The organism is Pseudomonas sp. FME51 (assembly GCF_014897305.1).
This window is the reverse complement of sequence record NZ_JABUYN010000005.1, coordinates 86963-99179: the sequence shown is the minus strand read 5'-3', so window position 1 is coordinate 99179 and position 12217 is coordinate 86963. Positions and strand designations below refer to the sequence as shown.

Below are 12217 nucleotides of genomic sequence, written 5' to 3'. Positions count from 1 at the left end.
GGTCAGCGGTTTTTGCAAGCCGAACGCTGCAAGCCGCAAGAAAGGCAAATGCCTTGCTTACAGCTTGTCGCGCGCAGAGATAGCTCGTGGATTACTAGAAAAAGCCCTGGGGTTCGGTGCTGTAGCTGATCAGCAGGTTCTTGGTCTGCTGGTAGTGATCGAGCATCATTTTGTGGGTTTCACGGCCGACACCGGACTTCTTGTAGCCACCGAATGCGGCGTGGGCTGGGTACATGTGGTAGCAGTTAGTCCACACTCGACCGGCCTTGATCGCCCGGCCCATGCGGTAGGCACGGTTGATGTCGCGAGTCCACAAGCCAGCGCCCAGTCCAAACTCGGTGTCGTTGGCAATCGCCAAGGCCTCGGCTTCGTCCTTGAAGGTGGTCACGCCGACCACCGGGCCGAAGATTTCCTCCTGGAATACGCGCATTTTGTTGTGGCCCTTGAGCAGGGTCGGCTGGATGTAATAACCGGTGGACAGATTGCCTTCAAGTTTTTCCAGCGCGCCGCCGGTGAGCACTTGCGCACCTTCTTCCCGGGCGATCTCCAGATAGGAGAGGATCTTGTCGAACTGCTGTTCGGAAGCCTGGGCGCCGACCATGGTTTCGGTATCCAGCGGATCACCGCGCTTGATTTTCTGAATCTTCTTCATCACTTCGGCCATGAACGGCTCGTAAATCGATTCCTGAACCAGGGCCCGGGAGGGGCAGGTGCAGACTTCGCCCTGGTTGAAGAAGGCCAGCACCAGACCTTCAGCGGCCTTTTCAATAAAGCTGGGCTCGGCCTGCATGATGTCTTCGAAGAAAATATTCGGCGACTTGCCGCCCAGCTCGACCGTGCTGGGGATGATGTTCTCCGCCGCGAATTTCATGATTTGCGAACCCACCGGAGTGGAACCGGTGAAGGCAATCTTGGCGATCCGAGGGCTGGTGGCCAAGGCTTCGCCGGCTTCACGACCAAAGCCCTGGACGATGTTGAGTACGCCCGGTGGCAGCAGGTCGCCGACCAGTTCGGCGAATATGGTGATCGACAGCGGGGTCTGTTCAGCGGGCTTGAGTATCACGCAGTTGCCTGCAGCCAGAGCCGGGGCGAGCTTCCAGGCAGCCATCAGCAGGGGGAAGTTCCAGGGGATGATCTGCCCGACCACACCCAGGGGTTCGTGGAAGTGGTAGGCGGCGGTGTGTTCGTTGATCTCGGCAGCGCTGCCTTCCTGGGCTCGGATGCAGCCAGCAAAGTAGCGGAAGTGGTCGGCGGCCAGGGGCACGTCGGCGTTCAGGGTCTCGCGTACCGCCTTGCCGTTGTCCCATGTTTCGGTGACGGCGAGCAGCTCGAGATTCTGCTCGATGCGGTCGGCAATCTTCAGGAGCGCCATGGCACGGTCCTGGGCCGACGTTTTACCCCAGGCGTCGGCGGCGGCATGTGCCGCATCCAGAGCCTTGTTCACATCTTCGGCGCCGGAACGGGGAAACTCGGCGATGACCTGGCCATTGACGGGTGAGGTGTTGGTGAAATATTCCCCCTTGAGCGGGGCGACGAATTCGCCGCCGATGTAATTTCCGTAGCGGGATTTAAAGGAAACGATGGCGCCGTCGGTTCCGGGTTGGGCATAGCGCATGGTGTATCTCCTGGCTCTTGTGTTTATTGGAACAATGCGTGAGATATACATAGCAAGGGGTGGGCCAGAACCAGGAAAGCATTGAATAACAACAGGTTGATGTATTTAAGGGAGACGAGAGGAGAAGCTGTTGTCACAGCTATGGCACGCGTGGCGTGACAAAGTGTCACAGGTTTGGGGCGGTCGCTGATCGGCGCTTGGTCCGGGTATTGCAATAGATTATGAGCTGGAGGATGCTGAACGCATCGCGTTTTGGATTGCAGCGCCCCGGCGCCATCCCCAAGGTGGAGAAAAGAATAATGCAGAGCTCCCACGCCAGCCGCCATGCCCAGCAGGTATTGACGGTTGCTCGGGGCGACCTGTCGCCCTTTAGTCAGATCACCGATCCATCGGTCGCGCGCTCCTGGTTGCGCTGCCTGGAACAGCATCAGCTGGACCCCGCGAAAAGTGCAGGGCCGTCGGTGCTTGAACATGCCTCCATGATTGAGCGCCGTGAGCGACTACATAGGGTTCTGGAAATTGCTAACGGCGAAATGAGCAACCTGCATCAACAGCTGGCCGGTTCGGGGCATGCTGTATTGCTCACCGATGCCCGGGGAGTGATCCTCAATCGGGTCACCAGCGAGGCCGAACAGCGCACTTTCGAGCGGGCCGGACTCTGGCTCGGTGCGGACTGGAGCGAAGCCTGCGAAGGTACCAACGGCATCGGTACATGCGTGGTCGAACGGCAAGCCATGACCATCCACCAGAGCGAACATTTCCGCGCCGACCATACCATTCTCACCTGTTCAGCCAGCCCGGTATTCGATACTCATGGTGAACTGTTGGCCATACTCGACGTATCCTCGGCCCGAAACAGTATGAGTCGTCAGAGTCAGTTTCATACCATGGCCCTGGTCAACCTGTCGGCCAAACTGATTGAGGGCAGCTATTTTCTGCGGCAATTTGAACATGACTATCTGTTGCGCTTCCATGGCCAGGCAGATTTTGTCGGCAGCCTCAGCGAAGGGCTGCTGGCGTTCGGTGCGGATGGCCGAGTGGTGGCGCTGAATCAAAGTGCGCTGAACTTGCTTGGCGCGTCCCGTGAGCAACTGTTGGGCCAGTCTGTCGAAACACTGTTCGATATTCGTCTGGATCAGTTGTTGCAACGCGCCAGTCGCCAGCCGGCAGCCAGCTGGCAGTTGTATGCCAGTAATGGCCGCATTCTGCATGCACAGCTACGAGGCGATGGATTGCGTTTGCAGCGTGGCGCGGTATCTCCAGCGGGCATGCCACAGCGTGAGGAAGTCTGCCTGGGTGATGCCGGACTGCGGCTGGATTTTGCCAGAGCGCTGCGAGTCTATGAGCGCGATGTTCCGCTGTTGCTGCAGGGCGAGACCGGCTCCGGTAAGGAGGTTTTTGCCAAGGCGATACATCAGGCCTGCTCACGCAGCGGTAAACCTTTTGTTGCCCTGAATTGTGCGGCCATTCCAGAGAACCTGATCGAAAGTGAGCTGTTCGGTTACCGCGGCGGCAGCTTTACCGGTGCGCGCAGGGAAGGTATGCGTGGACGCTTGTTGCAGGCCGATGGCGGTACTCTGTTTCTTGATGAAATCGGTGATATGCCGCTGATGCTGCAAACCCGATTGCTGCGTGTGCTGGAAGAGCGCCAGGTGGAGCCGATTGGTGGCGAGCCAGTGGCCGTCAACCTGCGGCTGATCAGCGCTACCCACCGCGATCTGCATGAACGGGTGGCGACCGGCGAGTTTCGCGAGGACCTGTATTACCGCCTCAATGGTCTCGCTCTGAACATGCCGCCGCTGCGTGAGCGCAGCGACAAGGGCGAGTTGCTGGATCACCTGCTGCGTTTGGAGAGTCAGGGCTACGAGCTGCGACTGGAACCGCCCGCTCGTGAGGCATTATTGGCCCATGCATGGCCGGGTAACGTGCGTCAGTTGCGCAATACTCTGCGTACTCTGGTTGCTTTGTGTGATGGTGCGCTGATCAGTCTCGGCGACCTGCCGGCGGCGTTGCGCAATCCTCCGCTCGGCCCGCTGAACGAGGCGCCGGCGCTTCCCTTGCAGACCGCCGAGCGGGATGCGCTGCTCAAGATATTGGAGCAGCACTGCTGGCATGTCAGCCGCTGCGCCGAGCAGTTGGGAATCAGCCGGAATACTCTGTATCGGAAGCTACGCCGGCACGGCATTACTCGGGTCTGAAGCGTAATCGAAGCCATGGAGGGCTTTTTTTGCCTTGTTCAGCAATTTGGTTGATTCTTGCCTGAGGACTACTTGTCCAGCGGATAAAAACAGGAGAATGGCATGAGAACCGTGGCACAGGTTATCCAGACCAAGACGATTCAGCAGGTACACACCATCGAAGTGGGCGATACCGTACTCAGTGCCCTGCAGCTGATGGCAGAGCACAATATCGGCGCGCTGCCGGTGACCGAGAACGGTAAGGTGGTGGGCGTGCTCAGCGAGCGTGATTATACGCGTAAGTGTGTACTCAAGGGGCGGGCTTCGGTTGGCACCATGGTTCATGAAATCATGAGCAGACCGGTGACGACGGTGACGCCGAAACAGAGCGTGTCCGAGTGCCTGTCGCTGATCACCGACCGCCACCTGCGCCACCTGCCGGTTGTGGAGGAGGGGCAACTGGTAGGGCTGGTCTCCATCGGTGACCTGGTCAAGGAAACCATCGCCGAACAACAAGAGCTGATCCAGCAACTGGAGCAATACATCCGCGGCGAGGTCTGAATCCCGCTGCGCGTCAGCCATCCGGTGACGCGCAGCGGTCTGCTTCAGTTGTTTGCCAGGCTGGCCATGTCGATCACGAATCGATAGCGCACATCGCCCTGGAGCATGCGTTCATAAGCATCATTGATCCCTTCCATTGGAATCAGTTCGATATCCGAGACGATGCCGTGCTCGGCACAGAAATCCAGCATCTCCTGCGTTTCCTGAATCCCGCCAATCAGCGAGCCGGCAAGCTTGCGTCGTTTGAAGATGAGGCTGAACACATCCGGCGCGGGGTGGGGGTCTGCCGGGGCGCCGACCAGGGTCATGGTGCCGTCGCGTTTGAGCAGCGCGAGCAAGGCATCCAGGTCATGTGGGGCAGCGACCGTGTTGAGGATAAAATCCAGGCTGTTGCGTGCCGCCGCCATCTGTTGCGGATCGGTGGAGATGATCACCTCTTCGGCGCCGAGTCGCAGGCCATCCGCGCTCTTGTCCGGTGAAGTGGTGATCAGTACCACCTGCGCGCCCATGGCCCGGGCAATCTTCACGCCCATGTGCCCGAGGCCACCCAGGCCGACCACACCGACTTTCTGCCCGGGTCCGACGCTCCAATGACGCAGCGGGGAATAGGTGGTGATACCTGCACACAGCAGTGGTGCAACTGCGGCGAGGTTATCCGTATGGGAGATTTTCAGTACAAATTCCTGGCGCACAACGATGTTGTTGGCATAACCGCCGTAGGTATTTTCCTGCCCACCGAAGGCGGACCCGTTATAGGTTCCGGTAAAACCATTGTCGCAGAACTGTTCCAGCCCTTCGGCGCAGGACGGGCAATGCTGGCAGCTGTCGATCATGCAGCCAACGCCGACCAGATCACCGACCTGGAATTTGTCCACCGCACTGCCGATTGCCGCTACACGACCGACGATTTCATGGCCGGGTACCGACGGGAACAGGGTATTACCCCATTCGTTGCGGGCGGTATGCAGGTCGGAGTGGCAGACGCCGCAGTACAGAATATCGATCTGCACGTCCTGCGGAGCGGGCGCCCGGCGCTCGAAATCAAAGGGTTGCAAGGGTTGGTCGCCGTTCAGTGCGGCATATCCGCGGGTCTTGATCATCAAAAATACTCCTGTGCCGATGTTTGGTAGCGCAACAGACCCTAGGATAGGCCAAGCCCAGCTGAAAGGGGGAGCGGTTATACTCCGGGTTCCCTATTCAATATGGGCGCATGCCAATGAAAAAGAACGTAGTGGTGTTCAACCGTCTTGCTCCTGATCTGGTCGACCGACTGGCAGCCAGTTTCAATGTCGTGCAGCTCGCTTCGTCTGCCGATCTGCCTGAGGCGCTGGCGGCAGGGCCAGTGCATGGGTTGATCGGTGCCGGCTGGCAGCTTGGGCGCACGCAACTGGCTGCAGCGGTGGGGCTGGAAGTAGTGTCGAGTATCTCAGTAGGCTATGACAACTACGATCTCGATTACCTGAATGAGTGCGGCGTGTTGCTGACCAATACACCCGATGTGCTGACCGAGACCACCGCCGACCTGGCTGTGACCTTGATGCTCAGCGCAGCGCGGCGAATTGTCGAGCTGGATGGCTGGCTGCGCGCGGGTAACTGGCGTGGGGCGCTGGGGCCGGAGCATTTCGGCTGCGATATGTATGGCAAGACGCTGGGGATCATCGGACTGGGCAATATCGGCGCAGCGATAGCACGGCGTGGGCGTTTCGGTTTCGGTATGCGGGTGCTGTACACCAGCAACAGTCCCAAACCGGCACTGGAGCAGGAGCTGGGCGCTGCCTTCCGGGATATGGATACGTTATTGTCCGAGTCTGATTTCGTCTGTGTTGTGGTGCCTCTCAACGAGCACACTCACCGACTGATCGGGCAGCGTGAGCTGGGCCTGATGAAGTCCAGTGCCATCCTGGTGAACGTGGCGCGTGGCCCGATCCTTGATGAGGCCGCGCTGGTTGAAGCGCTGAGTACCGGGCAAATTCGTGCCGCGGGCCTGGATGTGTACGAGCAGGAGCCGTTAGCCGACTCGCCGCTGTTTGGATTGAATAATCTGGTTTGTGTGCCGCACATAGGTTCGGCCACCCATGAGACCCGTCGGGCCATGGCTGAGTTGGCAGTGCAGAATCTCGAGCAGGCTCTGCTGGGAGAAACGCCACTGCATATGGTTAATCCTCAGGTGAGGGCGGTCTGATCGAGTTGCTCCAGGCCAGCCAGGCCGGCCCAGACCAGTTCCGCTCATGGCGCCGGTCTGGCCACGGTACCCAGCCAGATGCAGGCCGCAGCCACCAGGCCTAGCGCCACACAGGAAAGCACGTCATACCAGCCATCACCGAGCAGGGCGACGATCAGTCCCGCGGCACTGATGAGACCGAACAGCAATGGCCATAGCCAGGTTCTCATTTGCGTGGTCTTCATCCTCATTGCCTTGTTTCTGATGTGGAGTTCAACCCGGTGCGGGCGTTGCTGGCTGTCCCGGCTTTACGCCTGCTGCGCTTGGCCAGCCACAGATACAGCCCGCTACCCAGCAGGATGATGGTGATGACATCCAGTACCGCCCAGATGATCTGCAGCGTTTTGCCGCCGTAATCACCGAAGTGCAGTGGTCGTGATAATTGCAGGGCGGTGAAGTACCAGGGCAGCGGACGGCTGTCGGTGACCTGCGAGGTGCTGGCATCGATCAGTACCGGTTGCGACAGGTGTGCAGTCAGCGCCTGGTTGCCGTGCATGAACACGCCGTAGTGGTGAGGGCTGGAGAAGCTGGTGCCCGGGAAAGCGACGAACTGGATCTGCATGTCCGGCAGATAGCCCCGCGCCGATTGCACGGCGGCTTCCAGCGAGCCGAGTTGCTGCGGTGGCTGTTTGCCCTGATAGGGTTCGAGCATGGTGCTGAGTTGATCATTCTGCCAGGCCTTGACGATCAGATCGGCCCAGGCGTTGAGCACGCCGGTGCCGCCGACCACCAGAAACCACACCAGGGTGACTATGCCCAGCAGGTTATGCAAGTCCAGCCATTTGAGCCGGGTGGTGCGCTGGCGTCGAACCTCACCGAAGGCGAGCTTCTGCATGAACGGGGCGTACAACACGGCGCCGGATATCAGTGAAATCAGCAGCAATACGCCCATCAGGCCGAGAAACAGCATGCCCGGCAGACCGGCGAACAGGTCGATATGCAGCGAGTTGATGATATACATGAAACCACTCTCCAGCTGCGGCTCTCCGAGGATGTCACCGGTGCGGGCATCAATCGCCACCTGATGCAGTCCGCTGGTGGAGGTGGGCGTATCGGACATGGTCAGATACCAGACCCGGTCATCATCGGGTTCACGGGAGATGAACATGCCGCCCTGACCAGGGTGCCGGGCTTCACCAATCTGCATCACCTTGTCGAGGCTGATATGCGGGGTGTCCTCCGGCATCTCGGGGGCTTCGATCTCGGTACCCAGCAGATGGCCGATTTCATGATGGAAGATCAGCGGCAGGCCGGTCAGACATAACAGCAGCATGAACAGGGTGCAGATGAGGCTGGTCCAGGTATGCAGCCAGGACCAGATTTTCATGGATCGGACAGACATCAATGCGCTCCGCGCGGTTTCAGAAGTCCAGCGTGCTGGACAGGATAAAGGTGCGTGGTGCGCCGATGATCAGCGATCCATCACCGGGATAGCCACCGGCCGTGGCCCAATACTCCTTGTCTGCCAGGTTTTCCACTCGGGCGCGCAGGGTCAGCTGCTGATCACCGTCGAGCAGCAGGCTGTAACGTACGCCGGCATCAAAGCGGGTCCAAGAGGGCAGCTGCTGCTGGTTGTCGGTGTCGGCATATTGGCTGCCGGTATGAATGGCGCGGGCATCCAGCGCGAGGCCGCTGACGGCAGGGACCATCCAGTCGACGCCGAGGTTGGCCTGCACTTTTGGTGCGCCAATGGCGTCGTTGCCTTCCACATCACTGTCCAGCAGGCTGACCCCGCCGAGGATCGACAGCTGCGGCGTGGCCTGGCCATACAATGACAACTCCAGTCCGCGGTTGCGCTGGTGGCCAATGACGCCGAAAACCCCATCTTCGATACCTGCCATCTGCTTGCGGCTCTGGTAGACGCCCAGACTGCCGCCGATACGCCCGCCGTCGTATTTCATGCCCACTTCGTTCTGTCGGGTCTTGTAGGGTGTCAGGATCTCGCCTGCGTTATCCACTGGCGCTCCATTGGAGGTGGCGGGTGCGACATCGCCCTTGACCAGGCCTTCGATGTGATTGGCGTAGATCGACAGTTCCGGGGTCAGGCGATACAGCACGCCGGCCACCGGGGTGATTTCACTTTCCGAGTAGGCAGCCGTGCGTGCACCGCTGTTGTAGTCATAGCCATAGCTGCGGATTTTCTGATACCGCGCTCCCAGGGTGATCTGCAGGCGTTCATCCATGAAAGACAGGACATCGGCCAGAGCGACGCTGGAAGTTCTGGTTTCGTCAGTGACCAACGGGTGATCGAAGCTGCCACCAATCAATACCGGCGGTGGTACGGGCACATCCACCGGCTGGTATATATTCCCCGGGAAGCCACCGAAATCGGAAAATTCGTAGGCATTGCGCGAGTCCATGCGGAATATGGAGCTGGACAGACTCACCGTATGGCCGACGCTACCGGTATTGAACTGGCCGCGCACGCCGATTTCGCCGGTTTTGACGGTATCTTCGCGCACGTTGCTGAAACGATTGGCGGTGCTGTCGCCGTTGGCATTGTTTACTGTGGGTTCAGAGAAGGAACCGGATTCATCACCGTCGCGCATACCCGCTGCCGCCCAACCGGTAATGTAGTCATTGAAGTCATACTCGGCGCGCAGGGTACCGAAGGTGTCACGTGCATTGGAGAAGGTCCAGGGCTGGGCAATGCTTTTGCTGGCATCGGGCACGGATGGAATATTCACCCCGGGAGCGATACTGATCGCCGGCTGGATATCGTCCAGTTGGTGATCCTGGTGCCCCAGATCGGCGGAAATGCGCAAACGCTCGCCGCGGTAGTCGAGGCCCAGGGCAAGCATGCTCAACTCATTGGACTCGCCATCGACAGCGGTATCACCATCGCGGCGGGCGAAATTGAGCCGTACACCGATGCGATCGTCGGCCAGGCGCCGGGCGAAATCGCCGGTCAAATAGCCTTGGCCGCCGGAGCGCACCCCGGTGGTAATCTGATTCAACGGCTGGTTAGGTGCGCGCTTGGGCACTATGTTGATAGCGCCACCCAAGCCGCTGCCGCCGGGTGCGGCCCCATTGAGAAAGGCGTTGGCGCCCCGCAGCACCTCCACCCGCTCGATCAGTTCTGCGTCCAGATACTGTCTGGGCAATAAGCCGTACAGACCGTTGTAGGACATGTCGTCAGAAAAGATCGGCAGGCCGCGAACCATATACACCTGCTGAAAGTTACCGAAGCCTCGCGCCGTGCGCACTGCCGGGTCATTCTCGACGATGTCGGCAACGCTGGCTGCCTGCTGATCCTGAATCAGCATCTGTGTGAAGCTGGTCAGCTGGAAAGGGGTTTCCATATTGTCCTGATTACCCAGCAGGCCGACTCGGCCGCCGCGTGCGACCTGACCGCCAGCGTAGGCGGACGGCAGACCATCAGCGGATGCATCGGCGCTGGCACGAACTTCCGTTGAGGGTAATGCCAAAGGGGCGTCAGCACCGTTGTTGTCCTGCGCGAGGGTCGCATGGGAATGGAAAACGAGGGACAGTGAGAGGGCGGTCAGGGGCAACCGAACTAGGTGCATGGCGGTAGGCTCTTGGTATAGTGGTTGTATGCTAATGTAAATCCTTATCATTATAATTTCAGTTTGTAATAAATTGCTACACTTACCTTCGCGGTCAGTTCGATCCACGCAGGGCAAACTTTTGCTCACTCAGGGCGTCCCAGATAATGGGTACATTGCCAAGGGATACCATGTCATTTTTGAAACTGCGCAACGCCGGGGCTTTCACCGTTCTGAAGCGAACGGCGAAGGAATTCAGTGATGACGATATGTCCACCTATGCCGCCGCGCTGGCATACCGCGCTTTGTTTTCCATCTTTCCCTTCGTGCTGTTTCTCATGGCTGTGCTCGGTTTTCTGAATTTGCCGGACTTCTTTGATTGGCTGCGCGCCCAGGCGGCGATGGTATTGCCGCCGGTGGCGATGGAGCAGGTGAATCCGGTAATTGATCAGTTGCAGCAGAGCCAGGGTGGGCTTCTGTCCTTCGGTATATTGCTTGCCCTGTGGACGGCATCGATCGGTGTGCGCTCGCTGATGAATGCAATGAACAAGGCATATGACGTCAGGGAAGGGCGCCCCAGCTGGAAGCTGTTCATCCTGTCGGTGCTCTACACCATAGGTATCGCCATCATGCTGTTGCTGGCTGCAGGCTTCATGACGCTGGGGCCGCAGGTCATGACCTGGCTGGCCGCACAGATCGGCCTGGAGGAGTTATTGGTCGTTCTGTGGAGCTGGTTGCGCTGGCCGGTGGCGATCCTGCTGCTGATGCTTGCGGTGGCGCTGATGTACTACGTCATGCCCGACGTCGAGCAAGAGTTTCGCTTTATCACGCCCGGTTCTGTAGTAGCCGTTATCGTCTGGCTGGCTGCTTCGGTGGGTTTTGGTATCTATGTGCAGAGTTTCGCGGATTACAACGCGACCTATGGCAGCATCGGCGCCATCATCGTCCTGCTGTTGTATTTCTACATTACCGCTGCCGTGTTGTTGTTGGGCGCGGAGCTCAATGCGGTGATCGAGCATCTATCAGTGGAAGGCAAGGACGAAGGGGAAAAGGAGATTTCGTGATCGAGCAGGTGGCCAGAGATGCTGATAACCCTCTGGCCACTTTTCATCGAAGGGTGATCAGCGGCAATTTCCTGCCTTGCGATAGCCTTGTTTCTGTGCTTCGGCTTCGCTGTCAAACCAGCGTATGTTGCGATTGCTGACCTGATGGTAACTGGGGCAGCCCTGGGGTAGGTGATAGACCTTGCTGTTCTGGTTGCCGATGATCCGCTCTGCCTGTGCTGCCCGTGTGGCGGCGGGAGCGGGGCTGGCCGGTGCCCGAGACGACGAAGCGGGGCGCAGTCCATCGCCGCTGTTCCGATGATTCAGATGCCATTGTCGCTCGCCGGTTATGAACAGGTTTTCATGCCCCATCAAGCGACCGATGCGCTGGTTGCGTTCCAGCTCCCACGGTGTTGGTGGATATTGCCGATCCCAGGCCATCATCAGGCGCTGTTGCTGGGTGGCCATGTTCAGATTGTAGTGATCATGCATATAGAACCAGACCCGGGCGATCTGCCCTTTCACCGCATCGCGCGGCTCGACCAGCCGATCGGAAAACTCCACCTTGAAGTCACACTGACCATGACGGTAGTCGGTGCCGGGCAGGACGCCGAAGCGGAAGTTGCTGCGGTCGGCGTTGGTCTCTCCGATGGCAGGGGTGAGGTTGTGCAGGTCAGCTTCCATGACATTGAATGCCGGGTCGCTCTTCTTGCAATTGCTGCGTCCGCCCTGTTGCCAGCATTGACGCTGCTGACCGAACAGAGAGGCGGGGACTATGTGCTCCCATTCAATACGCGTGGCGCGGTTGGGCTGGGCGCGGGTTTGGTAGCCGCAGCTTTGATGATCCACTTTGCCGCCTGAGCGCCCGACCCATTCCCAGGTGCAGCCACAATAGAAGGTGCCATCATCGTTGCGGTCATGATAGACCTGCTGCCGAGCCTGCGTTTTGGCTGCTTCGAAGGTGGCAGGTGCGGCGGATAGGAGAGCGGAGTGGAACAGGCAGACAAACAGGCACAGCGCAACGGTACGAAAGGATCTGGACATTGAACGACTTATAGCAATGAGAACCGGGGGATCCGATACTGCGCGGCTAT

10 protein-coding genes are annotated in these 12217 nt (G+C 59.1%); 4 read left to right on the top strand and 6 right to left on the bottom strand.

Features of this window, described 5'->3' with window-relative positions:
- Positions 1–94: 94 nt before the first annotated feature.
- Complete coding sequence (locus INT39_RS10575; protein ID WP_193073886.1) at positions 95–1615, bottom strand: aldehyde dehydrogenase family protein; 1521 nt, start codon at positions 1613–1615, stop codon at positions 95–97.
- Between the two features lie 299 nt (positions 1616–1914).
- Between INT39_RS10575 and INT39_RS10570 the strand changes: the two genes are divergently transcribed.
- Both INT39_RS10570 and INT39_RS10565 read left to right on the top strand, forming a co-directional pair.
- Entirely contained in the window at positions 1915–3813 is a 1899-nt protein-coding gene (locus tag INT39_RS10570; protein ID WP_193074121.1) for a sigma-54-dependent Fis family transcriptional regulator, read from the top strand.
- Positions 3814–3915: 102 nt separating this feature from the next.
- On the top strand, positions 3916–4353 hold the full coding sequence (locus tag INT39_RS10565) for a CBS domain-containing protein (RefSeq protein WP_193073885.1): 438 nt from the start codon (positions 3916–3918) through the stop codon (positions 4351–4353).
- A gap of 44 nt (positions 4354–4397) precedes the next feature.
- Here the strand turns inward: INT39_RS10565 and INT39_RS10560 are convergent, their stop codons facing one another.
- Positions 4398–5453, bottom strand: a complete 1056-nt coding sequence (locus INT39_RS10560; RefSeq protein WP_193073884.1) for an NAD(P)-dependent alcohol dehydrogenase — start codon at positions 5451–5453, stop codon at positions 4398–4400.
- A gap of 116 nt (positions 5454–5569) precedes the next feature.
- Here INT39_RS10560 and INT39_RS10555 point away from each other — a divergent pair, with 116 nt between their 5' ends.
- Positions 5570–6535: a 2-hydroxyacid dehydrogenase gene (locus tag INT39_RS10555; RefSeq protein WP_193073883.1), complete on the top strand. Its 966-nt coding sequence runs from the start codon at positions 5570–5572 to the stop codon at positions 6533–6535.
- Between the two features lie 44 nt (positions 6536–6579).
- Here INT39_RS10555 and INT39_RS10550 read toward each other — a convergent pair whose 3' ends face one another.
- The 3 genes from INT39_RS10550 to INT39_RS10540 are packed head-to-tail and all read right to left on the bottom strand — an operon-like array spanning position 6580 to position 10101.
- A complete protein-coding gene (locus tag INT39_RS10550) occupies positions 6580–6744 on the bottom strand; it encodes a hypothetical protein (protein ID WP_226944695.1) in 165 nt (54 codons plus the stop codon).
- Positions 6745–6761: 17 nt separating this feature from the next.
- Positions 6762–7916 carry a PepSY-associated TM helix domain-containing protein gene (locus INT39_RS10545; RefSeq protein WP_193073881.1) on the bottom strand — a complete coding sequence of 385 codons (1155 nt, stop codon included), beginning with the start codon at positions 7914–7916 and terminating at the stop codon, positions 6762–6764.
- Positions 7917–7935: 19 nt separating this feature from the next.
- Positions 7936–10101: a TonB-dependent receptor gene (locus INT39_RS10540; RefSeq protein ID WP_193073880.1), complete on the bottom strand. Its 2166-nt coding sequence runs from the start codon at positions 10099–10101 to the stop codon at positions 7936–7938.
- Between the two features lie 170 nt (positions 10102–10271).
- Between INT39_RS10540 and INT39_RS10535 the strand changes: the two genes are divergently transcribed.
- Positions 10272–11144 carry a YihY/virulence factor BrkB family protein gene (locus tag INT39_RS10535; RefSeq protein WP_193073879.1) on the top strand — a complete coding sequence of 291 codons (873 nt, stop codon included), beginning with the start codon at positions 10272–10274 and terminating at the stop codon, positions 11142–11144.
- 57 nt (positions 11145–11201) lie between these two features.
- On the opposite strand, the gene INT39_RS10530 is transcribed toward INT39_RS10535, so the two are convergent.
- Positions 11202–12167 (bottom strand): endonuclease, encoded by a 966-nt coding sequence (locus tag INT39_RS10530; protein ID WP_193073878.1) that lies wholly within the window; start codon positions 12165–12167, stop codon positions 11202–11204.
- Positions 12168–12217: the final 50 nt, after the last annotated feature.